This window comes from Pseudomonas sp. RW409 (genome assembly GCF_003184125.1).
GTDB lineage: Bacteria > Pseudomonadota > Gammaproteobacteria > Pseudomonadales > Pseudomonadaceae > Aquipseudomonas > Aquipseudomonas chlororaphis_I.
In genome coordinates this window covers 169,211-194,275 of the sequence record NZ_QHHP01000040.1, presented here as the reverse complement: position 1 = coordinate 194,275, position 25,065 = coordinate 169,211, and the positions used below count along the sequence as shown (strand labels likewise).

25 protein-coding genes and 1 tRNA gene are annotated in these 25,065 nt (G+C 63.7%); 2 read left to right on the top strand and 24 right to left on the bottom strand.

From position 1 onward, the window contains the following. Positions 1-66: 66 nt before the first annotated feature. A complete protein-coding gene (locus DK261_RS19365; RefSeq protein ID WP_038635100.1) occupies positions 67-297 on the bottom strand; it encodes a thioredoxin in 231 nt (76 codons plus the stop codon). 125 nt (positions 298-422) lie between these two features. Here DK261_RS19365 and DK261_RS19360 point away from each other — a divergent pair, with 125 nt between their 5' ends. Beyond that, the gene (locus DK261_RS19360) at positions 423-983 is read left to right on the top strand and encodes a MarR family winged helix-turn-helix transcriptional regulator (RefSeq protein ID WP_009050811.1); all 561 of its coding nucleotides are present in this window, start codon (positions 423-425) and stop codon (positions 981-983) included. A gap of 4 nt (positions 984-987) precedes the next feature. After that, a complete protein-coding gene (locus DK261_RS19355) occupies positions 988-1,704 on the top strand; it encodes an MOSC domain-containing protein (RefSeq protein WP_009050810.1) in 717 nt (238 codons plus the stop codon). Positions 1,705-1,717: 13 nt separating this feature from the next. Here the strand turns inward: DK261_RS19355 and gspM are convergent, their stop codons facing one another. The 23 genes from gspM to DK261_RS19240 all read right to left on the bottom strand — a co-directional run bounded on the left by gspM (position 1,718) and on the right by DK261_RS19240 (position 24,941). Then, on the bottom strand, positions 1,718-2,188 hold the full coding sequence (gspM, locus tag DK261_RS19350; RefSeq protein WP_028683395.1) for a type II secretion system protein GspM: 471 nt from the start codon (positions 2,186-2,188) through the stop codon (positions 1,718-1,720). 3 nt (positions 2,189-2,191) lie between these two features. Next, positions 2,192-3,274 carry a type II secretion system protein GspL gene (gene gspL / locus DK261_RS19345; protein ID WP_110176155.1) on the bottom strand — a complete coding sequence of 361 codons (1,083 nt, stop codon included), beginning with the start codon at positions 3,272-3,274 and terminating at the stop codon, positions 2,192-2,194. A gap of 4 nt (positions 3,275-3,278) precedes the next feature. Next, positions 3,279-4,151: a type II secretion system minor pseudopilin GspK gene (gspK, locus tag DK261_RS19340; RefSeq protein WP_110176154.1), complete on the bottom strand. Its 873-nt coding sequence runs from the start codon at positions 4,149-4,151 to the stop codon at positions 3,279-3,281. After that, positions 4,144-4,746: a type II secretion system minor pseudopilin GspJ gene (gene gspJ / locus DK261_RS19335; RefSeq protein WP_110176153.1), complete on the bottom strand. Its 603-nt coding sequence runs from the start codon at positions 4,744-4,746 to the stop codon at positions 4,144-4,146. The genes gspK and gspJ overlap by 8 nt, the downstream gene beginning before the upstream one ends. Further along, positions 4,743-5,117 carry a type II secretion system minor pseudopilin GspI gene (gene gspI, locus DK261_RS19330; RefSeq protein WP_009050805.1) on the bottom strand — a complete coding sequence of 125 codons (375 nt, stop codon included), beginning with the start codon at positions 5,115-5,117 and terminating at the stop codon, positions 4,743-4,745. Before gspI ends, gspJ begins: the two co-directional genes overlap by 4 nt. Further along, on the bottom strand, positions 5,101-5,565 hold the full coding sequence (gspH, locus tag DK261_RS19325) for a type II secretion system minor pseudopilin GspH (RefSeq protein WP_103331106.1): 465 nt from the start codon (positions 5,563-5,565) through the stop codon (positions 5,101-5,103). The genes gspI and gspH overlap by 17 nt, the downstream gene beginning before the upstream one ends. 1 nt (position 5,566) lies before the next feature. Next, positions 5,567-6,001 (bottom strand): type II secretion system major pseudopilin GspG, encoded by a 435-nt coding sequence (gene gspG / locus DK261_RS19320; RefSeq protein ID WP_009050803.1) that lies wholly within the window; start codon positions 5,999-6,001, stop codon positions 5,567-5,569. A gap of 12 nt (positions 6,002-6,013) precedes the next feature. Next, positions 6,014-7,228: a type II secretion system inner membrane protein GspF gene (gene gspF / locus DK261_RS19315; protein ID WP_016703589.1), complete on the bottom strand. Its 1,215-nt coding sequence runs from the start codon at positions 7,226-7,228 to the stop codon at positions 6,014-6,016. 2 nt (positions 7,229-7,230) lie between these two features. Then, entirely contained in the window at positions 7,231-8,715 is a 1,485-nt protein-coding gene (gene gspE, locus DK261_RS19310; RefSeq protein ID WP_110176152.1) for a type II secretion system ATPase GspE, read from the bottom strand. Further along, complete coding sequence (gspD, locus tag DK261_RS19305; protein ID WP_110176151.1) at positions 8,712-10,613, bottom strand: type II secretion system secretin GspD; 1,902 nt, start codon at positions 10,611-10,613, stop codon at positions 8,712-8,714. The genes gspE and gspD overlap by 4 nt, the downstream gene beginning before the upstream one ends. Then, entirely contained in the window at positions 10,610-11,161 is a 552-nt protein-coding gene (locus tag DK261_RS19300; protein ID WP_028683387.1) for a type II secretion system protein N, read from the bottom strand. The genes gspD and DK261_RS19300 overlap by 4 nt, the downstream gene beginning before the upstream one ends. Then, positions 11,158-11,679 carry a cytochrome b gene (locus tag DK261_RS19295; protein ID WP_110176150.1) on the bottom strand — a complete coding sequence of 174 codons (522 nt, stop codon included), beginning with the start codon at positions 11,677-11,679 and terminating at the stop codon, positions 11,158-11,160. Before DK261_RS19295 ends, DK261_RS19300 begins: the two co-directional genes overlap by 4 nt. Before the next feature lie 63 nt (positions 11,680-11,742). Beyond that, positions 11,743-13,233: an N-acetylglucosamine-binding protein GbpA gene (gene gbpA, locus DK261_RS19290; RefSeq protein ID WP_110176149.1), complete on the bottom strand. Its 1,491-nt coding sequence runs from the start codon at positions 13,231-13,233 to the stop codon at positions 11,743-11,745. Between the two features lie 256 nt (positions 13,234-13,489). Next, on the bottom strand, positions 13,490-17,083 hold the full coding sequence (locus DK261_RS19285; protein ID WP_110176148.1) for an ATP-binding protein: 3,594 nt from the start codon (positions 17,081-17,083) through the stop codon (positions 13,490-13,492). 4 nt (positions 17,084-17,087) lie between these two features. Then, positions 17,088-17,714 carry a response regulator gene (locus DK261_RS19280; RefSeq protein ID WP_009050795.1) on the bottom strand — a complete coding sequence of 209 codons (627 nt, stop codon included), beginning with the start codon at positions 17,712-17,714 and terminating at the stop codon, positions 17,088-17,090. Between the two features lie 308 nt (positions 17,715-18,022). Continuing rightward, complete coding sequence (ychF, locus tag DK261_RS19275) at positions 18,023-19,123, bottom strand: redox-regulated ATPase YchF (RefSeq protein ID WP_007928338.1); 1,101 nt, start codon at positions 19,121-19,123, stop codon at positions 18,023-18,025. A 22-nt stretch (positions 19,124-19,145) separates the two neighbouring features. Beyond that, positions 19,146-19,730 carry an aminoacyl-tRNA hydrolase gene (pth, locus tag DK261_RS19270; RefSeq protein WP_009050793.1) on the bottom strand — a complete coding sequence of 195 codons (585 nt, stop codon included), beginning with the start codon at positions 19,728-19,730 and terminating at the stop codon, positions 19,146-19,148. Positions 19,731-19,898: 168 nt separating this feature from the next. Then, positions 19,899-20,498, bottom strand: coding sequence for a 50S ribosomal protein L25/general stress protein Ctc (locus DK261_RS19265; RefSeq protein ID WP_009050792.1), 600 nt, complete (start codon positions 20,496-20,498; stop codon positions 19,899-19,901). A 140-nt stretch (positions 20,499-20,638) separates the two neighbouring features. Further along, positions 20,639-21,580 (bottom strand): ribose-phosphate pyrophosphokinase, encoded by a 942-nt coding sequence (locus DK261_RS19260; RefSeq protein WP_003171603.1) that lies wholly within the window; start codon positions 21,578-21,580, stop codon positions 20,639-20,641. Between the two features lie 48 nt (positions 21,581-21,628). Continuing rightward, positions 21,629-21,703: transfer RNA gene (locus DK261_RS19255), tRNA-Gln, on the bottom strand. 37 nt (positions 21,704-21,740) lie between these two features. After that, positions 21,741-22,592: a 4-(cytidine 5'-diphospho)-2-C-methyl-D-erythritol kinase gene (ispE, locus tag DK261_RS19250; RefSeq protein ID WP_053269893.1), complete on the bottom strand. Its 852-nt coding sequence runs from the start codon at positions 22,590-22,592 to the stop codon at positions 21,741-21,743. Positions 22,593-22,594: 2 nt separating this feature from the next. Next, positions 22,595-23,212: a lipoprotein insertase outer membrane protein LolB gene (lolB, locus tag DK261_RS19245; protein ID WP_009050790.1), complete on the bottom strand. Its 618-nt coding sequence runs from the start codon at positions 23,210-23,212 to the stop codon at positions 22,595-22,597. 4 nt (positions 23,213-23,216) lie between these two features. Beyond that, positions 23,217-24,941, bottom strand: a complete 1,725-nt coding sequence (locus DK261_RS19240) for a tetratricopeptide repeat protein (RefSeq protein WP_028683383.1) — start codon at positions 24,939-24,941, stop codon at positions 23,217-23,219. Positions 24,942-25,065: the final 124 nt, after the last annotated feature.

Below are 25,065 nucleotides of genomic sequence, written 5' to 3'. Positions count from 1 at the left end.
GGCGGTTTCATCCGTCGAAAAAAGAAGGGCGCCAGCGCCTCGTCAGGAGGGCGCTGGCGAGCGGGTCTACTTGAGGTCGGCCAGGGCCGCACCGAAGTTCAGGTGCAGGACCTTGTCCGCGACCACCAGGGCCGGTACCGATTTGACCCCGGCGGCTTCGGCCTCGGCGATCCGCGCGGGTGCCTGGCCGAGGTGGATGATTTCCACTTTGATTTGCGGGTCCAGCAGTTCCAGCAGGGTCTGTTCCGTCTCGACGCAAACCGGGCAACCAGCGTGGTAGTAACGAGCGTGTGTCATGGGCTGAGCCTCCAATAAAAGTATCGGATCGATACTGTATTTAGATTTTCACTGGCTCAGGTCTTTGTCAATATAGTTTTTATTCGATACTATTTATCGCAGACATTGATCCGGGAAATGCCCCTGTGCTGTTCGATTTGCTTGAAAGGCTTAGCAGCCTGACCCGCGTCTGGTTCCGCGAGCACCCGCTGCTGGCGGATATCCAGCCGATCCAGTTGAGCGCGCTGCTGTACCTGGCGCGCTGCAACGGCTATTCCAATACACCGCTGGCGGTGGCCGATTACCTGGGCCTGACCAAAGGCACGGTGTCGCAGTCGCTCAAGGCGCTGGAAGCCAAGGGCCTGATCAGCAAAAGCCAGGACGCCCGGGACAAACGCAGCGTGCACCTGTTGCTGACCGAGCAAGCCAGGACCCTGCTGGCGGAAGTGATGCCACCGGCGTTCCTCGAGACCGCCGCGCAACGCATGGGCGGGCAGGCCAGGGAACTGGAGCACTTGCTCGGCGAGCTGCTGCGCAACGTGCAGCGCACCCAGGATGTGCCGAGCTTCGGCCTGTGCAAGACCTGCCGCTTTCACCAACAGGTCGCGGGCGGGCCTTTCTGTGGCCTGACCGAAGAGCCGCTGGCGCCTGCCGACATTGAGTTGATCTGCCGGGAACATCAGTTCGCCGATGAAACCATGGAGTAAGGTAATGACCCCTGAGCGTATAACCCTCGATGCCCTGTTGACCGGCCGCGCCGTGGCCTACAGCCGCCCGGGATCGATGAGCGCGATCGCCAAGACCGCGCGCACCGGCAGTCTGCAGGTCGGTCCGCTGGGCCTGCTGGACGACGAGCAGGGCGACCTGCGGGTGCATGGCGGCACGGAAAAAGCCATTCATCACTACCCCCGCGAGCATTACGCCGCCTGGGCCGCCGAGTTGGGGCCGCACGCGTTGCTGGAGCAGCCGGGCGCCTTTGGCGAGAACTTCAGCAGCCACGGCTGGACCGAGCAGAACGTCTGCCTGGGCGACCGTGTCCGGGTCGGCAGCGTGTTGCTGGAGGTGTCCCAGGGACGCATGCCGTGCTGGAAACTCAATGACCGCTTTGCCGTGAAAGACATGTCGCTGCGGGTCCAGCAGAGCGGGCGTACCGGCTGGTATTACCGGGTGCTGGAAGCGGGCAGCATAAGCGCCGGGGACGTGTTGCAGCAGGTCGAGCGCCCCTTCGAGCAGTGGCCGCTGTCGCGCTTGAGCGCGGTGCTGTTTTCCCGCGAGGTGGCAGTGGAGGAGATTCGACTGTGCCTGGAGTTGCCGCTGGTGCCCTCCTGGCGCCGCACCCTGGAGCGCCGGGTCGAGCAGGCGGCGGTCGAGGATTGGGGCCCGCGCCTGCTGGGCACTGAGCGGGTCGATGAGGAGCCCGTCCGCTGAGCGGCGGGCGCGATCAGTTCGCCTCCAGGGTCAGGCGCGCCTGGACCAGGGCCTGAGGGTCGACCTCCAATTGCAGCGACACCAGGTTGACGCCCTGGTTTTCCACCTCGTCCAGCCAGGTCAGCAGGTCTTGCAGCGCACCGCCCAGGTTGAGGTTGAGGCGTCCGGATTCTTCGCTGTCCATGCGTTCGATGCTCAGGTTGGCCGCGGCCGTGCTGGCGGTGATCAGGCCGGCCAGGGTGCGGCTGTTGGCCTGTTGGCCGCGGGCCTGGGTGGACGAAGGGAGCTTGAGCAGATCGGTTTGCAACTGTAGAGCCTCCTGGAACTGCTGTTCAGCCTCGCGCAAGGCCTGGTGCTGCGGATTCCAGAGCAGGGTCCAGAACAGCGTCACGGCCAGAAACAGGCTGAGCAGCTTCAGGGCCAGGCGATCGCGGGCCGGTAGCTGCTGCCAGCGGTTCGAGTAACGATTGAAAAGGGTGGTCATGGTTTAGTCCGTGATTTTCAGGCGGGCGCTGACCCCGTCGGGAGCGAGCACGGCCGAGTCGGCCTGGACGTTCGCGCCCTGCTGCGCGAGGGCTTCGCGCAGGCGTTCGAGGGTGGAAAAATCCGGCGCGTTGACTTGCAGGGTCCAGCCTTGCGCCTGTTGGTAGTCCAGCCGGCGGATCCGCGTATCGCCGCCGTCGCTGTTGGTCCATTGGCTGGCCAGGTTGTCGAGCCGGCGCGCCAGGCTTTGCCGGGGCTGGCCGGCCTGCCGGGCACGGGCCTGGACCTGGCGGGCGAGGTCGATCACCCGCGGCTCGTCGGGGAAGCGCTGGCGCCAGAGCTCCAGACTGGCCTCGGTCACCTCGGCGGTCTGGTGTTGCAGCAGCCAGCGGTGGCCCAGGTCCTGTGCCACTTGAGCGCCGCAGGCGATGGCCAGGATCGCCAGCAACGACCGCCAGGGTGTACGCGACGGGCTGCGCAGGGCGAACGCGCCCTGGCGCAGATCGATGGCCTGCGCGCTGCCCCGGGTCAACAGCGGCCAGGGTGTTTCCTCGCTGCGTTGCAGATTGTCGGGCAGCAGCGGGGCCAGCTCTTCGAGGGTCTGGTCATCGAGTGCCAGGCGTTGCTGGCAGGCCCCGCCGATCAGCCAGCGGTCGTGGCAACGCAGGGCCAGTGTCTGGTTGTCCGGCAGGCAGTCGGCATCGACGTGAATGCGCTCGGCCGTCAGGCCATGGCGGGCCAGCCGTTCCAATAGTTGTTCCAGCCACTGCCGTTGCAGGGCGAACAGGCGACAGTGCCGACGCGCCTGCAACGGTCCACGGGCCAGATGCAGCTGCTCGGGGTCGTCCAGCAGCCGTTCTTCCAGTACCGAATGGATGGCTTGCTGCAGCCAGCGGCCGCTGCGCGGCGGTACGTCGAAGCGGTGATGGCTGGCGATTTCGGCCGGCAGCAGCAGGGTCAGGCGCAGGCCGGCCAGCACCGCTGCCTGCTGCAGCGTGCCGTGCACCGGCTCGCCGTCGGTTTGCCACCAGGTGACGGGCGAGTCGTCGTCCGCATTCACGGTGGTGAGGTAAAGCCAGGCTTGCATGGGATTACTCCAGAAAACGGGAAGGGGCGGCGAGGGTGCGCTGCAGTACGCTGACCTGGCCGTCCGGCTCGATGCGCAGGCGGCTGATCAAACGCAATTGGCGGTCACCCAGTTCGACATCCAGCACCGCCTGGAAATAGCGGCTGCTGACGTCGAGCCCCTGGCTGTTGATCTCGTGCTGTTTCAACACGGGGGCGTCGAGAAACTCCTGCACCGTCTTGTAGCCATCGGCGGGGCGCGCCTGCACCAGGGCGACGGCCTGGGCCAGGTCGAGCTTGCCGAGGCTGGCCAGTTGTTCGGCCGGGGCGGTGTTGAGGTTCAGGGCCCCCGGCGTGGTCCTGACCCAGGGCCGCAGGCGTTCCATGACCGCTGTGTCGACGCCTTCCAGGCGCATCAATTCGTTGCTGTCGTTCCAGGCCAGCGGCTTGCCGTCGAAACCACGCACCGGCGGCAGGCGCCTGGGGTCGTGGGGTGGCAGGCCGAGCACTTGCAGCAGGCGTTGATAACGCAGGCGGCTGATCCGGTCGTTGGGCGTGCGCAGGGTGCCGAGGTTGAAGCGCGCGCTGAGGTCCTGCAGCTGGATGCGGATACGCCCGCCGTCGATGTCGAACAGCGGTGTGTTTTGCGCCCAGCGCTGGCCCAGGTGCACGCGCTTGGGCTCCGGCTCATCGCGCCAGTCGTCGCGCAGTTGGCCACGCGCCCAGGCTTCGCCACTGAGCGCCAGTTGCCACAGTTGCTGCTGCAACAGCTGGTTGGAACTGCCGATCAGGCTCAGGCGCTGGCGAGCGAGCATGTCACTGACGATCAGGGTCGCCAGGGAGGTGATCAGCAGCACGCTGATCAGCGCGATGCCCCGTTGTCTACAGGCCTTAACCATGCTCCAGCCCCTTGAAGCCCGGCAGCAGGATCACCCGCCGCAGGCCGGGATAACCCGGGGCGTCGAGCTCCAGCTCAATGGCCTGGGGCAGGCTCAATGGCGCCTGGCCGACGGGCCAGTTGGGGTGGGCCTTACCCTGGTCGTCGATGTAGCGCAGGCGTTCGAGCCGGACGCCATCGAGCAGCAGCTGTTGCGCGGCGGTGCCGGACAGGTCGGGGCCGTCCACCGGGCTGCGGTATTCGCGCAGCCATTGGTCGTCGTTCCAGTGATAGGTGACCAGCAGCAGGTCGTTGCGCGCCTGCTGCAAGGGGTTGCTCCAGCCGCCGCGTACCAGCTGGATGCGCCCGGGCTCGCCGATCAGTGCCTGGCGCGCCGAGCTGCCGTTGACCGGGTAGGCGATGGCCTGGGTCAGGTCGCGCTCGAAGATACCCACCGCACGCTGCAGGCGCCGCAGTTGCAGTTCGTGCTGATGAATCCGCTGGTCGGTATGGATCATGCGTTCGAGCAACTGATAGCAGGCCAGGCCGAGCAGGCTGAACAGGGCCATGGCGATCAGCACTTCGAGCAGGGTGAAGCCCTGCTGCCGGCGTTTCATGGGCGGGCCTCCAGGTAGCCCGCCAGGCGCGCGCGTTGCCGGGGCATGGGCGCGTCGGTGGAGACTTCGAGCACGATCTTCAGCAAGCGCGGGTCGGGCGCGGCGGCGGTTTCGCTGGTCAGCAGCCAGTCGCGTCCGGCGAAGCGAATCGGTTCCTGGCGCTGGCTCTGGGCCTGGCGCATGCCGGCGCGTAGTTCGTTCAGGCGGTTGTCCGCCAGCCATTGCGCCAGGGTGCGTTCGCTGAGGCCGCCGTTGTTGCCGATCAGGTGTTCGGTGGCGCTGTAGAGCGCCAGCGACAGCACGGCGAAAATGGCCAGGGCCACCATCACTTCCAGCAGGGTGAAGCCCGCCTGTTCATTGCACCGGGGCAAGACGCACCTCCTCGACTCCGTCGCTGGACAGCGACAGCAGCGGCTGCTGGCGGTATTCCAGCAGCAGGTTGAAAGGCGAGATCTGGTCGTTGGCCAGCACCCAGAGTTGCGGCTCCTTGCCCTGCGGTCGTGGCTCCTGCAGGTTCAGGCGCAGCTCGCCGGGCAGCCGGTGTTCCTTGAAGCGCTGGTCCACCTGCCACTGGCCGCCGCGGTCGAGGCTCAGCACTGTGTAGTGGTCCGGCGCCAGGCGCAGGCCGTGGTTGATGTTGTTCAGTACCGCGTCTTCGCGCAGCAGGCCAATGAGGTTTTGCAGGCGCTCAGCCTCGCGCCGGGCCTTCTGCCCGCCCGAGTCGCTCTGGACCAGCCCGACCATGCCGGCCAGCAAGCCGATGATCACCATGACCACCAGCAGCTCCAGCAGGGTGAAACCCGCCATTGGCTTGCGCACTTCAAGGCTCCCAGTTGCCGATGTCGGCGTTGGTCCCGTCGCCGCCGTTGCGGCCGTCGGCACCGAAGGAATACAGGTCGTAGGCCGAGCCCTCGCGACCCGGGGCGAGGAACTGGTAAGGGTTGCCCCACGGATCCTTGGGCAGGCGCTTGAGGTAGCCGTCGGGGTTCCAGTTGAGGGCCGCCGGCAGGCCGGCCGGTTTTTTCACCAGGGCTTCCAGGCCCTGCTGGGTCGAGGGGTAGTGGTGGTTGTCGAGCTTGTAGATTTCCAGGGCCGTGGCCACGGCCTTGATGTCGCTGCGGGCGGCGGTGACCTTGGCCTGGTCCGGGCGGCTCATGATCTGCGGGACCACCAGGGCGGCCAGGACACCGAGAATCACCACGACCACCATGATCTCGATCAGGGTGAAGCCGCGTTGGCGGGAAGGGTTGCGCATGTTGTGGGCTCTTCAGGTGATGAGTTGGTTGAGGTTGAGAATGGGCATCAGGATCGCCAGGACGATGACCAGCACGCTGGCGCCCATGAACACCAGCATCGCCGGCTCGAACAGCCCGACCAGCATGGCGATGCCGTTGGACAGCTGGGTCTGCTGCTGGTGGGCGGCGCGTTCGAGCATGCTGTCCAGTTCCCCCGAGCGCTCGCCGCTGGCGATCATGTACAGCATCATCGGCGGGAAATCGCCGCTCTGTTCCAGGGCCCGGGTCAGCCCGCTACCTTCGCGCACGGCCCGCGCCACGTCTTTCATACGAGTACGAATCTGCTGGTTGGCGACCACTTCGGCGGAGATTTCCAGGGCATCCACCAGCGGCACGCCGCTGCGTCCGAGAATCGCCAGGGTGCTGACAAAACGGGTGCTGTTGCTGGCCTGGATGACCCGCCCGATCACCGGCAGGCGCAGCTGGAGCTGGTGCCAGCGCATGGCCAGGGCAGGCTTGCGCAGGGCCACGCGCAGGCCGGCGGCGAGGCTGCCGAGTATCAGCAGCAGGAGCAGGCCGTAGTCCCGGGCGAAGTCGCTGGTGGCGATCAGGCCACGGGTCAGCACCGGCAGTTGCTGGCCACTGTCGATGAACACCTTGACTACATCCGGCACCACGAAACTGAGCAGGAAACCGACGATGCCGAAGGCCGCCAGCAGCAGGATGCTCGGGTACAGCATGGCCAGTTGCAGCTGCTGACGGGCGGCGTGCCGGGCCTCGGTGTAGTCGGCCAGTTGCATCAGGACCTGGGCCAGGTGGCCGGCGCGTTCGCCGGCGGCCACCGTGGCCCGGTACATCGAGCCGAAGGCGCGCGGGTATTCGCCCATGGCCCGCGCCAGGTCATGGCCTTCCAGCACCCGCGCGCGGATCGCCAGCATCATGCTCTGCTGCGCGCGTTTGCTGCATTGCGCGGCGACGGCGGCCAGCACTTCTTCCAGTGGCAGTGAGGCCTGGACCAGGGTTGCCAATTGGCGGGTGAGCAAGGCCAGTTGCGCCGGGCTGAGGCGTTGGTTGCTGGTCAGTGCGGCGCCGGAATGGTCCTTTTGCCCGCGGGCCGGCTTGACCTGCAGGGCGATCAGATTGCGTTCACGCAGCAGCTGGCGGACCTGCCGCGCGCTGTCGGCTTCCTGTACGCCGCGGGTCTTGCGCCCGGCGTTGCACATTGCGAGGTATTCGTAGGCGGCCATGGTCAGTGCTCCCGGGTTACACGTAGCAGTTCTTCGACGCTGGTGACGCCTTGCAGCACCTTGTCCCGGCCGTCGGCGAACAGGCTGTGGGCATGCTGGCGCGCGTAGTGGGTCAAGGCGGCCTCGCCAGCCCCTTCGTGGATCAGCTGGCGCAGCGGTTCGTCGAATAGCACCAGTTCGTAGATGCCCTGGCGACCGCGATAGCCGCTGTGCTGGCAGGCCGGGCAGCCGACCGGGTGGTAGAGCAGCGGCGCCTGTTGCGGGTCGAGGTTCAGCCGGTGGCAGGCCGCGGCGTCGGCGGGCGCGGCGCTTTTGCAATCGATACAGAGCACGCGCACCAGGCGCTGGGCGACCACGCCGAGCAGCGAGGTACAGAGCAGGAAGGGTTCGATGCCCATGTCCAGCAGGCGGGTGACGGCGCCGATGGCGCTGTTGGTGTGCAGGGTGGACAGCACCAAGTGGCCGGTGAGGGAGGCCTGCACGGCGATGTCGGCGGTCTCCCGGTCGCGGATCTCGCCGACCATGACCACGTCCGGGTCCTGGCGCAGGATGGCGCGCAGGCCTCGGGCGAAGGTCATGTCGACCTTGGTGTTGACCTGGGTCTGGCCGATGCCGGCCAGGTGGTATTCCACCGGGTCTTCGATGGTCAGGATGTTGCGGGTCTGGTTGTTCAGGCTGCTGAGCCCGGCATACAGCGTGGTGGTCTTGCCGGAACCGGTGGGGCCGGTGACCAGCAGGATGCCGTGGGGACGCAGCAGGGCGTCTTCGAGTTTGCCGCGGATCGCCTCGGCCATGCCCAGCCGGCCCAGGTCCAGGCGCCCGGCCTGTTTGTCGAGCAGGCGCATCACCACCCGCTCGCCGTAGGCCGAAGGCAGGGTGGAGACCCGCACATCCACTTCATGGCCGCCGATGCGCAGGGCGATGCGGCCGTCCTGGGGGATGCGCTTTTCGGCGATGTCGAGCTTGGACATGACCTTGATCCGCGACACCAGCAGGCCCGCCAGTTCCCGGCGCGGGCGCAGCACTTCGCGCAGCAGGCCGTCGACCCGCAGGCGCACGGACAGGTGTTGCTCGAAGGTTTCCAGGTGGATGTCCGAAGCCTTGACCTTGACCGCCTCGCCGAGGATCGCGTTGATCAGGCGAATGATCGGTGCGTCGTCTTCCTGCTCCAGCAGGTCGGTGATCTGCGGCAGTTGCTCGGCCAGGCTGGCCAGGTCGTCCTGGCCGGCGATCTGGTCGCCCAGGCCCTCGGCCATTTGCATGGCGTCGTCGCGGCCGTCGCGATACTGCCCGGCCAGCTGCTCGGCGAAAGCCTCGGTGTCGAGTATCCGATGGCCCCGCAGCGGGCCGTGGCAGCGGCGGATCTCGGCGAGGATTTCCACCGGCGTGTCGGCCCGGCAATAAAGCCGCAGGCCGCTCTCCATGGGCTCCAGCAGGACCCCATGGCGCTTGGCGAAACCGAAGGGCAGGCGCGCGACCGGGTTCATCGGCGTGGCTCTCTGGCGCGCATGTCGATGGTCCCATCCTGCGGGGCGGCATCGAACAATTGACGCGAGTCGGCCGGCAGGGCCAGGCCGCTGCGGCTGTCACCGTTGGCGCGCAGCTTGCGCAGGTCGTTGTACTTGCGCTGGCTGACGTTGACGGCATCGGCGCTGCCCCGCACCAGAGTCGGCCGCAGGAAGACCATCAGGTTGGTCTTTTCGGTGACGTCTTTGGTACTGGTGAACAGCCGGCCGAGCCAGGGAATGCTGCCCAGTACCGGCACCTTGCTGACCTGGGTCTTGACGTTGTCCTTGATCAGGCCGCCGAGCACGATGATCTGGCCGTCGTCGGCGAGGATGGTGCTTTTCACCGAACGCTTGTTGGTGATCACGTCGCTGGTGGTGATGCCGGGCGGGGCGCTGGCCAGTTCCGAACTTTCCTGCTCGACTTTCAGGCGCAGGGTGTTGCCCTCGTTGATGTGCGGGGTCACCTTGAGGGTCACGCCGACGTCCTGGCGCTCCACGGTGGTGAAGGGGTTGCTGGCGCCGGCGGTGTCGGTGGTGTACGAGCCGGTCTGGAACGGCACGTTCTGGCCGACGAGGATTTCCGCCGCTTCGTTGTCCAGGGTCAGCAGGCTCGGGGTGGACAGCAGGTTGTTCTTGGAGTCGCTGGACAGGGCGGTGACCAGCGCGCCGAAATTGCTGGTGCCGATGCCGATGATGGCGCCGTCCGGCAGGGTGATGTTCTTGTCCTTGCCATTCCCCAGCAGGGTACCGATCGACAGGCCGGTGCCGCTGAAATTGGTGCCGCCGGCGACGTTGCCGGCGCGCGCCGCCCATTGCACGCCGAGGGCTTCGTTGATGTCGCCGCTGACTTCGACGATGGCCGCTTCCACCAGCACCTGGGCCCGTGGCTGGTCCAGCTGGGTGATGACTTTGTCGAGCATGCTCAGTTGCGCCGGGTCGGCCATCAGCACCAGGGCGTTCTGGCTTTCATCGGCGCTCACCAGTATCGAGTTGCCGCTGCCCTTGCCTTCGCCGCCACCGCGATTGCCGTCGTCCAGGCGCTTGCCGATGCCGTTGAGCAGCTTCGACAGCTGCTTGGCATCGCTGTGGTGCAGGCGCACCACCCGCGCGCTGTCGTTGGCATTGCTCGGCACGTCGATGGCCCTGACCAGCTCGGCCATGCGCTGGCGGGCCTGGGTGTTGCCTGCGAGGATCACCCGGTTGCTGCGGGCGTCGCCCACGGCCTTGGCGTCGCTGGGGCCGTTGCCCGTCTGGCTGATGCTTTCGTTCAGGGTGCGGGCCACGTCGCTGGCCCAGGCGTGCTTGAGGGCCACGGTGCTGAACGAGCGGTTGCCGGCCTGGTCCAGCTCGCTGACCACCTGGCGGATGCGCTCGACGTTGCTGGCGCTGTCGGAAACCACCAGGGCGTTGGAGCTGGCCGAGGGCGCGACATAGGCGTCATCGCTCACCAGCGGGCGCACCACCCCGGAGATTTCCGCGGCGTTGGCGTTGCGCAGGTCCAGGACCCGGGTCACGAACTCATCGCCCGATTGCTCGCTGGATTTGGTCTTGGCTTCCACCGCCGGCACGATCAGCACCCGGTCGCCCTGGTCCAGGGCGACGAAACCCTGGCTGCGCAGCACGCTGAGGAACAGCGAGTAGATCCCGTCCTTGTCCAGGGCATTGGACGATTGCACGCTGACCTTGCCTTGCAGGCGGGCATCGACCACCAGGGTCTTGCCGGTGATTTCCCCGACCTCGCTGGCCAGGTCGCGCAGTTCGGCGTCCTTCATGTTCAGCGTCCACAGGCGCTGGGTGGTGAGGGCCGCGCTGCTGGGCAAGGCATTCAGCAGGAGGCCGAGGCTGAGCACGGCGCCGGCAATCTTGGACAGTTTCATGGTGTGTTCTCTATCGCTTGCAGAAGGGCCGTGGCTTTTCGGTCGGCGACCTCCGGAGGGGGTGTCTGGGGGCTGAGCAGGTGCATCTGGCGCCCGGGCAGCAGCAGGTTCTGTTCACGGCCGTTACGCAGCACCACGACCTGGTCGGCGCTGACGCTCTTGAGCAGCGTGCCGTCGGGCAGGCGTTCGCCCGGGGAGTAGAAGGCCCGGCTGTCGGCATGCTGGATCAGTGCCCTGGATTGCTCGGGCTGGTTGCCCAGCAGGCTGGCGAGCAGGACCAGCGGCAGGCTGGCCTGCGCGCTGTCGAATTCGACCGGCACGGCGCCGAAGACCCTGGCGATGTTGTGATCGTCCAGAGGCGCGGGCAGGAGCTTTTCGGCGCTGGCACTCGGTACCGCGGCCGGCACCGGCTGGCCTGCCAGCACTTGCCGGTAGGTCCAGCTGTCGAGGCCGAGCCAGGCCAGCCACAGGCCCAGGGCGACCAGGCTGGCGGGAAGCAGGCAGCATTGCCCGAGCCAACGCGGGCGCCATGAGAGCAGCGTCTTCATGGGCGTTTCGGCAGCATGCGTCTGAGCACGCCATGGCCGCGCAGTTGGTGGAGGATCACCGCGGCGATATGGCCGGCCACCAGCAGGGCCAGGGCCATGCAGCTGTAGTGGTGAAGCTCCTCGAAAAAGGTGATGGCCGCCGGGTCCTGCAAAGGTTGCGGGAGTTGCAGGCCGAACAGGTCGATCGGGCGCGACATCATCAGCACGCCGCTGAACAGCACGGTGCCGAGGGTGACCAGCAGGGCGGCGTGCCCGGCATGCACCAGGCGGCGTTCACCCGCGCTCTGATGGGCAGGGGCCGGCGGAGCGGGATGACGCGCGAGGTAGAACAGCCGCAGGACGAACAGCGGCACCAGCAGGGTGGTCAGCGAGACGTTGATAAAGGCGATCGCCTGCCGGACCGAGGGCGCAGGCTGCAACAGGGCGCTGGTGTAGCCGCTGATGGTTGCCCACAGGACAACGGCGGCGAACAACCAGTGCAGCAGCCTGCGCGGTCTTGAGTAGTGAGGGTGGTTCATGTCGATTCCCAAGGTCCGCAACGCGGTGCCGAGGCACCACGCTGCGGTTGGTCAGGTTATGGATTACTTGCGAATCCAGGCGTCCTTCCAGTTGCTGCCAACGCCAGGCTCGAACTGAGTGGCGCCGGCGTTCCACTGGATGCAGTAGCCGCTGTAAGGGAACGGCTTGCACTCATAGACGTTGCCGTCCTTGGCCAGGACCTTGGTGCCGGCCTTGTAGCCGGTCAGGCCTTTGGGGAAGACGAAGTCGTAATCACCGCCGCCCACTTCCTCGGCTTTCAGGGTGATGCGCTGGCTTTGTTGCAGCTGCTCGCCTTTTTCCGGCTTGGCCACGACCACCACGTCGTATTCGCCTTCGCTGACGTTACGCAGCGGGATGGAGAAGTGCGGGGTGTTGTTGCCAGGCTCGGCTTGCACGTGAGCGATGCTTTCGTTCTTGCCGTTGAAGACCGTCGAACTGATGGTGTACTTGCCGCCCTGGGCAATGGCGTTGAAGTGCAGGTCGGTGGCGTTGTCCTTCAGGGTGTACTCGGCCTGCAGGCCGGAAAGCTTCAGCTCGCCAGGAATGCTCGGCTGCTCTTTCTGGATTTCCACGCGCACCACGTCGCTGTTGTTCTTGGCGTAAATGGTGTTCTTGCCATAGTTGGGCACGACTTCGTTATTGGCGTTGAGTTCGCCCATTACGTAGCCGGCATTGGCCTTGTTGACCTGCTGCGCTAACAGGAACGGCCAGGTGTTGGCCTGGGCCTGTTCCGCGGTCTCGATGCTCAGGCGGGTCTGGCGGTTCTGTTGCTCGCCGGCATTGGTGAACACGCGGGTGCTGACTTTGTCGCCGACACGCAGTTGTTCAGGCTGCACCGCGCCGAGGATCTTCCAGTCAGGAATCGGCGCGCCATCGTTGTCGATGTTGACGTCGATGGCCTGGTAGAAGGTGGCGGCGGTGTCGGCGATTTTCCAGGTCGCCAGGATCACGTGGTAACCGCTGCGATCGGCCGGGATGTTGACCTTGTGCTTGGTCCTGCCACCGGCTGGCGGACGCGCGCCGCCGGCGCTTTCATTGAGCAGCGGGGTCATCTCGAAGGAGTCGCGGGTCAGCGGCTGGTTCGGGTTCCAGTCCTTCTTGGTGATGTAGAACTGGTAGTAGGCGCTGGCGTGACCGGCGGAGTAGTACCTGGTGAATTCATTCATGCCCGGCTTGATCGTGGTTTTCTGCCAGCGGGTCGCCGTCTGCTCGTTGAGTTGGGAGAAGCTGGTGATGCCGCCCGCCGGGATGGTGCCGTTCGCCGGACCGCATTTAGTGAAGTCGCCCGAGCAGTAATCCTTGGGATAGTGATGCTGGACCGATGGCGAGTACTCGACACTTTGCGGCTCGTAAGTGACGGGGCCGCAATCGCGGTTGAGGTTGCCGCCGGTTGCGGAGCACATGAAGGCACGGGATTTTGGGCTCTCGACATACCCGTGGGCGAAGGCTTGTTGAGTGGCCAACGAAACCAGACCGAGGGTGATGGCCAACGGCAGCTTGCGCATGGCGTTGACGCGGTTGTTATGAGGCATCGAATCACCTTGATTTATGTATATGAAATGGTTTTTTTTTTGAGGTCTTCGATGCCGGCCGCTGCAAGACGCGACCAGGGTTGCCCATGGCTGGCAGTGCCCGGTAACGAAGGGCGCCTAGGATGCCGAGCAGGCGTGCGGGCTTGTATGAGACGAGTACGAAAGGCGCGGGGAGGGAATGGAACAAGATGTTTCAGGGCGCCGACCCGGGCGTCGCCCAGGGCGGGATGCGTTGCGCAGGGCTGCCCGGAGCGGGTCAGCCGTGGCGTTCGATGTCGCGCAGCATGCGTTCAATGACGGACAGCACTTCTTCGCGTTGGCCATCCATATTCTGCGCACCCTGGCGGGCTGCGAGTTGCAGGTCGAGGCAGGCCCGCATCAAGGCTGGCGAATCGACGGTGCAGGCCAGCCCGCTGACCCGGTGGACCCACTGTTCGAGGAAGTCCGGCGTGTCGGGCAGCGGGGTGCTCAACAGCTCATGCTCCTGTTCCAGGTTACGGCGCAGCTCCTGGAGCAAGCGTTCCTTGAGTTGTGGATCGTTCTGGAAAACCTCCAGCTGGGACAGGTTGAAGGTCGCGGGAGCCGCCTGGTCGGAGGCAGGCTCGGGTGGGGCGAGGGGTAAAGCGGCTGTGGTTTGGGGAAGGAAGCCGAGCGCTTTCAGCCCACCGAGCATTTCCCGCAGGCGTTCGAGGACGATGGGCTTGATCATCAGGTCGTCCATGCCGGCCGCCTGGCAACGCTGCCTTTCATCCGCCAGGGCCCGGGCGGTGTAGCCGATGATCGGCAGCCTTGGCAGGCCGCGCGCCTGTTCTGCGGCCCGAACGCTGCGGGTGAGGGCGTAGCCGTCCATGTCCGGCATGTTGCAGTCGGTGATCAGCACATCGAAGTCACCCTTTTCCCAGGCCTGCAGGGCCGCCTTGCCGCTGCTGACATAAGTTCCCCGATGGCCGAGCCTGAGCAGTTGTTGCTCGAGCACCAGGCCGTTGGTGGAGACGTCGTCGACGATCAGCACATTCAGCGCGGCGACCGCCGCAGCGTCATGAGCGGCCTGCTGCGCCTCGTCCTCGGCAAGCTGCCAGGGCAGGATCAGTTCGAAGCTGACCCGGCAACCCTGGTCGGGGGCGCTGTCGAGTCGGATGGTGCCACCCATGAGTTCGACCAACTGTTTGCAGATGCTCAGGCCCAGGCCGGAGCCGCCGTGCAGGTGGGCGATCTGCGCATGGGCTTGCTGGTAGGGCGCGAACATCTGTGGCTGGAGCTCCTCGGCGATGCCAATGCCGCTGTCGTTGACCTGGAATGTCAACCGGCTCTGGCGCGGGGCCACGTCCAGTTCCCGGACCTGCAGTTCGACCCATCCGTGATCGGTGAACTTCAGGGCGTTGGACAGCAGGTTATGGAGGATTTGTGTCAGGCGCATGGCGTCCACCTGATAGCGCCGCTGCGGGTCCAGGTGGTGTTCCAGTTTCAGCTCCAGGTGCTTTTTCCGGGCCTGGACAGCGAACAGCTCAAGGCAGTTTTCCAGCAACGGGGCGAGCGCGGTGGGGCTGGACGCCAGTTCCATCTGGCCTGTTTCGACCTTGTCCAGATCGAGAATATTACCGATCAGGTCGATCATCGATTGCGCCGACTGCTGGGCAATGCTGAGGTTTTGCGAAGGCTTGGACGAGCCGCTGGTTTCCAGCTCCAGCAGGCCGACCATGGCATTCAGCGGGGTGCGCAGTTCATGGCTCATGGTCGCAAGGAACTGGCTTTTCGCCGCGCTGGCGTCGAGCGCCTGTTGCTGGGCTTCGAGCAGTTTGTTTTCCAGGTGCTTGCGCACGCTGATGTCGATCCAGCCGCCCAGCAGCCCCTGCTGTTTGCCGAGCGCGGTGTAGAAGGGCACCAGCCATTGGTAGATATGGTGGGTCTTGCCGTCGACCTCGATCACGCTGTCGAGGAACTGCGACTGGCGGTTATCCAGCAGTCGCTGGTGCTGTTCCTCCAGCTCCCGGGCCAGCGCGGGTGGGCTTATGCCTTGCTCCTGGGGCGTGGTGCCGCGGATCTCGTCCAGGGATTGGCCGAAGAACTGCTCATAGGCGTGGTTGCAGGTGCTCAGGCGCCCCTGCAGGTCGCGTACGTAAAGGGGAATGGGCAAGCCGTTGAGCAAGGCGAACTGGAAGGCCAGTTGGTCCTTGAGCTGGTTCTGCGCGGCGCGCCGCTTGCGAATCTGAATCCGCAGGCGCCAGTTCCAGTGCAAGGACAGCAACACCAGCACCAGGACCAGTGCAGCGGTCTGCCACAGCCATTTCGGCAGATAGTCCCAGAGCGAACCCTTGGTCGCGGGCCGTGCCAGAACGCTGATACGGTCCTGGTTGCCGTCCGAGTTCTTCAACGAGTACAGGAGCTTGTTGAGGATGCTCAGGAGTTCGGGGTGCTCGGCCGAGACGGCGAACACCAGCGGCTCGGGCTGGGCCTGGAACTGCTTGCCGGCGCGCAGCCCCGGGTTGGTCATGTGCCGGGCATCGGCGGCGCTGTTCAGCATGGCGTCGACCATGCCCTGTTCCACCAATTGCACGGCCTGATCGTAATTGTCGGTGAGCACCAGTTCGATGCTCGGGTAGCGGCTCTGGAGCAGGTGCTGCAGGGGATGCCCGGCCTGGAGTGCCAGGCGCCTGCCGCCCAGGGCCGCCAGTGAGCTGGGGGAACTGGCGCCCTGGCGGGTAACGAAGGCCCAGTATTCGGTGCCGAAGCCATCGCTGAACAGCAGGCTCTTTTGTCGGACCGGGGTCGGTACCAATGACAGGGCGATTTGCGCCTCGTTGCGCTCCAGGCGCTGCCGATCGATTTCCGGCGACTGGCTGTCGATGATGTTCAGTTGCAGCTGATAGTCGTCGGCCAGGCTGCGCAGCACATTGAATGCCAGCCCGGCCCATTGGCCGTCGGCATTGCGATACAGGTAATTGGGGATTTGGCGGGCGATCAGGTTCAGCGACGCAAGGCGCTTGAGCCAGCTGTCTTCCGCACTGTTGAGGGCGAAGGAGTCGGTCGGCGCGAACAGCCAGGGCGAGCGTTCCCAGTGCTGCAAGATCTCTTGCTTGCGCTCCCGGGTCACCGTCTTCAGCGAGGCGTTGATCAGGGTGACCAGATTCTCTTCATGCCCCTGTGCGGCGAAGCTGAAGCCCATGGCCGGCAGGTCGGCGACGTATTTGTTCTGCAGCTTGAGGTTGGCCAGGCTGCGCATGTAGAAGTTGCTGCGCAGCTGATCGCCGATCAGCGCGTCGGCCTCGCCGTCGGCCAGGCGTTGCAGGCCTTCGATAATGCTTTTGATCACAATCAGTTCGGCCTTGGGGTAGGCCCTGGCGACCGTTTCGGCCTGTACATAGTAGGCCGGGACCAGCACGCGCTTGCCCGCCAGGTCCGGGGGCAGGTCCTTGTCGGCGATGCGGCCGACGATGATCGGCTCGTTGTCCAGGTAGGGCAGGCTGTAGATGAACCCGGGTTGCTTCCTTTCGTATTCGGTGGCGCGGGGCATCAGGTCGATGTCCCCGCTGGTCAGGGCGGCGATGGCGGTGTCCACCGTAGGGTAGGGCACGCGCTGGATCGGCAGTTCGAGAAACTGGCTGATGTGTTCCAGGTAGTCGTTGGTGATCTGGTTGAGGACAACGTTGCCGCGCGGCTCGGGTCGCTCGTTGGAGGCGCTCACTTCGGCGACCCGTAGCGGGCGCGGGGGCAGTGTCTGACGCAGGGCCATCAGCGTGGCCAGGGACAGCGGCGCAGGCTCAGGCTCGGTGGCGCCCAGGGAAGCAACGCTGGTCAGCAAGAGTGTGATCCAGAGGGTCAGACGCGACAGGCCCGCTAGAGGGTTAGGCATAGTCTCAGGTCAGCCCGACTTCCTGGATGTACAGGTACAGGCTGGCGTTGTTATCCAGGCCCAGTTTGCGCATGGCGCTGCTTTTCTGGCTGCTGATGGTCTGCTTGGAGCGGTTGAGGTGCAGGGCTATTTCATTGACCGACAGCCCGGCGCCGTACAGGCGCAAGACCTCGACTTCGCGAGGGGACAGTTGTTCGATCTCGCTCAGGGGCTGGCCGGGGTTGAGCAGATGCTTGATGGACGGGGAGATGAAGGGTTTGGCCTGGCTGGCGCGAACCGCCATCTGCAGGTCGCCCTGTACCCCGCGCTTGCTGATCAGCCCCTGGACGCCCAGCTTGAGGATCGAGGCCAGCAGCGCCGGGTTGTTGAGCATGGTCACCACGATGACCGCAATGGCCGGATAACGCCGGCGCAATTGCTCGATCAGGCGGATGCCATCGGCCTGTTGGCTGTGGGGCATCATCAGGTCGGTGATGACCAGGTCGCAGGGCTGTTCGGCCAACAGCTGGAAAAGCCCTTCGACATCCTGGGCCTCGCCGACGATCTGCAGCGTGCTGTCATCGCTGAGCGACGCTCGAATGCCGATCAGTGTCAGCAGGTGATCGTCGACGACGATAACTTTCTTTTGCATCTGTGGCGGGGCCCTGTCCGTGCGTAGCGTGAGCGAGTGCATAGAGTTAAGCAGAACGCATGCAAGTATCTGCCTGTGTCAGAGGGATGCAGGGTACTCCTGTCGCGTGGTGCGATGAAGTGTCCGTGGCGCTCAGGCAAAACAAGTGTTGGCCAGACGGCGGGCATGGGGCTTCGGCGGAGAGGGGATGTCCGGAGAACATTGGTAATTAGGGGGGAGTAAGGAGGGGTAGCAGCCAGCAGGGCAGGAGTCCTATCGGCGAGCCCGTGGCTTGAGCTTCAAGCCACGGGGCATTTCGCAAAGTCAGGTCAGACGTTGAAACGGAAGTGCATCACGTCGCCGTCCTTGACGATGTAGTCCTTGCCTTCCAGGCGCCATTTGCCGGCTTCCTTGGCACCGGCTTCACCCTTGAACTGGATGAAGTCGTTGTAGGCGATCACTTCGGCGCGGATGAAGCCTTTCTCGAAGTCGGTGTGGATCACCGCGGCGGCCTGCGGAGCGGTAGCGCCGACGCGGACGGTCCAAGCGCGAACTTCCTTGACGCCGGCGGTGAAGTAGGTCTGCAGGTGCAGCATTTCGTAGCCGGCGCGGATCACGCGGTTCAGGCCAGGTTCTTCGAGGCCCAGGGCTTCGAGGAACATGTCTTTCTCTTCGCCGTCTTCAAGTTCGGCGATTTCCGCTTCGATCTTGTTGCAGACCGGCACCACCACGGCGCCTTCTTCTTCGGCGATGGCCTTGACCACATCAAGGTGCGGGTTGTTTTCGAAACCGTCTTCAGCAACGTTGGCGATGTACATGACCGGCTTGGTGGTCAGAAGGTGGAAGCCTTTGATCACCGCTTTTTCGTCGGCGCTCATGTTCTTCATCAGGCTACGCGCTGGCTTGCCTTCGGTGAAGTGCGCGATCAGTTGCTCGAGCAGGGCTTTCTGCGCCACGGCGTCCTTGTCACCGCCCTTGGCGTTGCGCGCGACTTTCTGCAGTTGCTTTTCGCAGCTGTCGAGGTCGGCGAAGATCAGTTCCAGGTCGATGATCTCGATGTCGCGTTTCGGGTCGACGCTGTTGGACACGTGGATCACGTTGTCGTCTTCGAAGCAGCGGACCACGTGGGCGATGGCATCGGTTTCGCGGATGTTGGCCAGGAACTTGTTACCCAGGCCTTCACCTTTCGAGGCGCCCGCCACCAGGCCGGCGATGTCGACGAACTCCATGGTGGTCGGCAGCACGCGCTCGGGCACCACGATGGCGGCCAGGGCATCCAGGCGCGGATCCGGCATCGGCACGATGCCGCTGTTCGGCTCGATGGTGCAGAAGGGGAAGTTCTCGGCCGCGATACCGGATTTGGTCAGGGCGTTGAACAGGGTGGACTTGCCGACGTTAGGCAGGCCGACGATGCCGCAGTTGAATCCCATGGTGTTTCCCCTCGGATAAGAGTCAGGCCTTCTGGCTGTGCAGGTTTTTCATCGCCCGGTTCCATTCACCGGCGAAGATATCCGGCAGCACGCCGAGGGCAAAATCGATGCTGGCATCGAGCTTTTCCTGTTCGGCGCGCGGCGCGCGACCCAGGACAAAGTTCGAGACCATGCTGGCGACGCCTGGGTGGCCGATGCCAAGCCGCAAGCGGTGAAAGGTATTCTGGTTGCCCAGTTGCGCGATGATGTCGCGCAACCCGTTGTGCCCGCCATGCCCGCCGCCCTGTTTGAGCTTGGCGACGCCGGGTGGCAGGTCGAGTTCGTCATGCGCCACCAGGATTTCTTCGGGCTTGATGCGGAAGAAACCGGCCAATGCCGCCACGGCCTGGCCGCTGCGGTTCATGTAGGTGGTGGGTATCAGCAGACGAATGTCCTGACCCTGGTGCGAAAAACGCCCGGTCAGGCCGAAATATTTGCGATCGGCCACAAGGTTGACGCCTTGTTTCTCGGCGATGCGCTCAACAAAAAGGGCCCCTGCGTTATGCCGGGTCTGTTCGTATTCGGCGCCTGGATTACCCAGGCCAACGATCAGTTTGATGGCAGTCACAATAGGGGCCCTTCCTTGGAGTTGTGGATAACATCGCCGCGACGGGAGTGTGCGGCGAAAGTGGACGACAAGTGCTCATTTACCATTATGTAAACTCCGCGTTCCCGCCCGCTTTCTCGCTACGTTCCAGTCCGCGATGTTTCCGGTAACTCCGGCAAGCAGAGTGAATTACTCTGCAGCGCCTTCTGCAGCTTCTGGGGCAACACGTGGAGCGTGAACGTTGGCAACAGCCAGGTCGTTACCGTGAGCCAGAGCAACGAACTCAACGCCTTTAGGGGCCTTGAGGTTCGACAGGTGAACGATGGTGCCGATTTCAGCGTCGCCCAGGTCGACTTCGATGAACTCAGGCAGGTCTTTCGGCAGGCAGGACACTTCGATTTCAGCGATAACGTGCGAAATCTCGCCGCCTTTCTTGACCGGAGCAGCTTCGTTGATGAAGTGCACTGGAACGATAGCGGTCAGTTTCTGACCAGCAACAACGCGTACGAAGTCAGCGTGCATCACGTGGCCTTTGGCCGGGTGACGTTGCAGCGCCTTGATCACGACGTTTTGCTTGGTGCCGCCAACGTTCAGTTCGATAACGTGGCTGAAAGCCGCTTCGTTTTCGAGCAGTTTGGCAACTTCTTTGGCCAGCATGCTGATGGATTCAGGGGCTTTGTCGCCACCGTAAACTACAGCTGGAACCAGGCTTGCGAGACGACGCAGGCGGCGGCTCGCACCTTTCCCCAGGTCGGAACGCACTTCAGCATTCAGAGTAAAATCGTTCATGTTGTATCTCCAAAATAACCACACTCGCCCCAGCGTTTGCGACCAGCGCTAAAGGCGATATGGGCAAAAAAGCCCCGCCCCAACAGGAATGCTGGGGCGGGGCGCTTTTCGTCATCGAGATGTCAGGCTAGGGCAGGGCCCTAGCGGAACATCGCGCTGATCGATTCTTCGTTGCTGATACGGCGAACCGCTTCGGCAACAACCGGTGCGATATCCAGTTGACGGATACGCGCACAGGCTTGTGCTGCAGCGGACAGCGGGATGGTGTTGGTCACCACCAGCTCGTCCAGCACGGAATTTTCAATGTTCTCGATTGCTCGACCCGACAGCACAGGGTGTGTGCAGTAGGCAAAGACCTTGGCAGCGCCATGCTCTTTCAGGGCCTTGGCCGCGTGGCACAGGGTGCCGGCGGTATCGACCATGTCGTCAACCAGGATGCAGGTACGGCCTTCAACGTCACCGATGATATGCATCACTTCAGAGTGATTGGCTTTCTCACGGCGCTTGTCGATGATCCCGAGATCCACGCCCAGGGATTTGGCAACGGCACGTGCACGCACGACGCCACCAATGTCCGGGGAGACGATCATCAGGTTTTCGAAACGTTGGTCTTCGATGTCATCCACCAGAACCGGGGAGCCGTAGATGTTATCTACCGGAATATCGAAGAAGCCCTGAATCTGGTCAGCATGCAGATCAACCGTGAGAACACGGTCGATGCCGACTACGGTAAGCATGTCAGCCACGACTTTCGCGCTGATAGCCACACGTGCGGAACGCGGACGGCGATCCTGACGGGCATAACCAAAGTAAGGAATTACAGCAGTGATTCGAGTCGCTGAGGAGCGGCGGAAGGCATCAGCCATCACGACGAGTTCCATCAGGTTATCGTTGGTCGGAGCGCAGGTCGGCTGAATAATGAAGACGTCTTTACCACGGACATTTTCATTGATCTCAGCGGTAATTTCGCCGTCGGAAAACTTACCGACAGAGATGTCACCGAGAGGGATATGCAGCTGACGTACGACACGCCGAGCCAGATCGGGGTTAGCGTTCCCCGTAAAGACCATCATCTTGGACACGCGCAGTACCTGAAGGCTGAGGGTATACCTGGATGAGTATAAGGAAAATGGCAGGGGCGGCTGGATTCGAACCAACGCATGGCAGGATCAAAACCTGCTGCCTTACCGCTTGGCGACGCCCCTGTATCTGTTGCATCAAGTGCCTGGCACTTGGTTCCTTTTAGAGCAGACTTTGCAGCTTGCGATGCAACATCGAAACGTTGCTTCCTTTTGCTACAAACCCTGTAAGGGTCTCTGTAAGAAGGGCCGAGACTTTATCAGCTTCAGCTTTGCTTGGGAAGCCCCCAAACACACAACTTCCAGTCCCGGTCAGTTTTGCTTCGGTAAATTTACCTAACAAATTCAATGCGTTACGTACATCTGGATAACGCCTTGCAACCACCGGCAAGCAGTCATTTCTGCTGTTTCCCTTGGGAACGGGGCGCACTTTAATGGGCGGAGTGTCACGTGTCAACAGCGGATCTGAAAAAATTTCTGCTGTACTTACAGAGACTTGCGGCACCAGCACGAGATACCAGGGCTCCTCGGGGTCTACCGGGGTGAGTTTCTCTCCCACGCCCTCGGCGAAAGCCGCATGCCCGCGCACGAAAACCGGCACATCGGCGCCCAGGGAAAGGCCCAGTGTGGCCAGGCGATCTTCGTCCCAGCCCAGTTGCCAGAGGTGATTCAGGCCCAGCAGGGTGGTCGCCGCATTGGAGCTGCCGCCACCGATGCCGCCGCCCATGGGCAGGACTTTCTCGATCCAGATGTCGATACCCAGCGGGCACCCGGACTGTTCCTGAAGCTGCTTGGCCGCCCGCACGATCAGGTTGCTGTCGTGGGGGACGCCGGCGAACTCCGTATGCAGGCGAATGACGCCGTCATCGCGCACGGCGAAGGTGATTTCATCGCCGTAATCGAGAAACTGAAAGATCGTCTGCAATTCGTGATAGCCGTCTTCCCGGCGACCGAGGATGTGCAGCATCAGATTGAGTTTTGCCGGGGAGGGCAGGGTCAGTCGTGGTGCGTTCATGCTTACTGCCCCAGCTTGCGTGGTTGCCATTCCTTGATCACCAGCGTGACGTCAAGGTCGCGGCCATGCAGCTTGATCCGCTCGGGCAGCCAGTAACCGCTCTGTTGTGCATAACTCAGGTACTCGACCTGCCAGTTGTCCTGTTCGAGATTGGACAGGCGGCTGTCGCCATCCAGGGTCAGGCGGCTCTTGCTGTCGGGGGCGGGCAGCCCGCGAACCCACCAGGCCAGATGCGAGACCGGCAGGTTCCAGCCCAGCTGTTCTTCGAGCAGGGCTTCCGGGGTTGGCGCTTCATAACGTCCCTGGTTGGCGACTTCCAGCGCGACCTGGCCGGGACGACCGGTCAGGCGGGCGGCGCCACGACCCAGCGGGCCGGACAGGCGGATATCGTAGTAATCCTGGCGCTGCAACCAGAACAAGGTGCCGCTGCCCGAATCCTTGGGTGCACGAATGCCGATCTTGCCGTTGATCTGCCAGCCGTCGAGACCAGTCAACTGCTGCTTGTGTTCGCGCCATAGCGCAGGGCTGCCGTGGCCCTCGACGGATTCGCGGGTACCGAAACCCGAGCAGCCGGCGAGCAGAGCGATAAAGCTGAAAACGATAAGGTGGCGCAAAAACATAGTCTTAAAGGGTCTCTGATCCGGTCAGGCGCTTGATGGTACTGCGCAGGATAGGGCTGTCGGGCTGGTCCTTGAGGAACTTGCTCCAGATCTGCTTGGCTTCGCGTTGCTTGCCGTTGGCCCAGAGCACTTCGCCCAGGTGCGCGGCGACTTCCTGGTCGGGGAAGCGTTCCAGCGCCTGGCGCAGCAGGCGTTCGGCTTCCGCGAGGTTGCCCAGGCGATAGTTCACCCAGCCCAGGCTGTCGAGCACCGCCGGATCGTCCGGGGTCAGCTGATGGGCCTGTTCGATCAGGGCCTTGGCTTCGGCGTAGCGGGTCGTGCGATCCGACAGGGTGTAGCCGAGGGCGTTCAATGCCATGGCGTTGTCCGGCTCGCGCTTGATGATCAGGCGCAGGTCTTTTTCCATCTGCGCCAGGTCATTGCGCTTCTCGGCCTGCATCGCCCGGGTGTAGAGCAGGTTCACGTCGTCCGGGTATTGCTGCAGGGCTTGCTGGAGAATCTTCCAGGCCTTGTCGCCCTGCTTGTTGGCGGACAGGGTTTCGGCTTCGATCAGGTACAGCTGGATGGCGTAGTCCGGCTGGGTGTCGCGGGCGGCGGCCAGGCGTTTTTCGGCTTCGGCGGTACGGCCGTTGTTCATCAGGATGTCAGCCTGGCGCAATTGTGCCGGCAGGTAGTCGTTACCTGGGCCGACCTGGCCGTATTCCGCCAGCGCGCCCTGCGGGTCGTTGAGCTCTTCGGCGATACGGCCCAGGTTCAGGTGCGCCGAATCGACATGGCTTTCCCGGGCGATCAGGTCTTCCAGGTAACCCTTGGCTTCTTCCCAGTCCTTGGCTTCCAGGCAGACCAGCGCCAGGGAGTAACGCAGCTCGTCGTCTTCCGGATACTGCTGGACCAGGCTGGAGAACTGGGCCTTGGCGTCGTCCATGCGATCCTGCTCGACCAGCATGCGTGCATAAGTCAGGCGCAGGCGCTTGTCGTCCGGGTATTTGCGAATGCTTTTTTCCAGCAGCGGCAGGGCTTCGTCGGCGCGGCTGAGGCTTTGCAGCAGGCGGGCGCGCAGGAGGATCGGGGCGATTTCGCCTTCTTCCGGCGGGTTCTGCTCCAGCAGTTGCAGGGCTTCGCGGGTGTCGCCGTCCTGTTGCAGCAGCAGCGCCTTGCCGAAGACCAACTGGCCGTTGTTCGGGTGTTTTTGCAGCAAGCGGTCGAAGCTTTTCATCAGACCGTTGCGGGTGTCCTGGTCGGTGTCGGCGGCCGACAGCGCGAGGAAATCGAAATGAGTATCGCCCTTGCCCTGCAGGACTTTCTCCATATAGACCATGGATTCGTCGTAACGCCCGGTGCGGGCCAGCTGGATGGCGGCGGCGCGCTGGGCTTCCAGGTCGTCCGGGGCGTTTTTCGCCCAGATCAGCGCGGTGTCCAGCGCAGCCTGGTCGGCGCCCAGGTATTCGGCGATGCGAAACGCCCGCTCGGAGATGCCCGGGTCCTGGGTGTTGATGGCCTGGGTGACATAGTTGTCCAGGGCAATGTCGAAACGATTGCGTTGGCCAGCCAGTTCCGCGCTCAGCAGGCTGAAGATCGTGTCTTCGCTGAACGAGGAGTAAACCTTGGGCTTTTCAGGAGCCGGTGTGCTGTCTTCGACCGGCGGTGTAGCGTCCGGTGAAACGGGTGCCAAGGCCTGGCAGCCGCTGAGGAAGACAAAAGCGAGGAGCAACGCGGAAGATCTATTCATATAGGAAGAGGACGACTAACCTGCGGTCGGATCATCATGACACAAGCCTTCGGCCAAACATAACCGAGACTCAGCGGATGCCTTACAGAGGCAGTCTATTGGGACAATAGTCGGCAATGGTTGT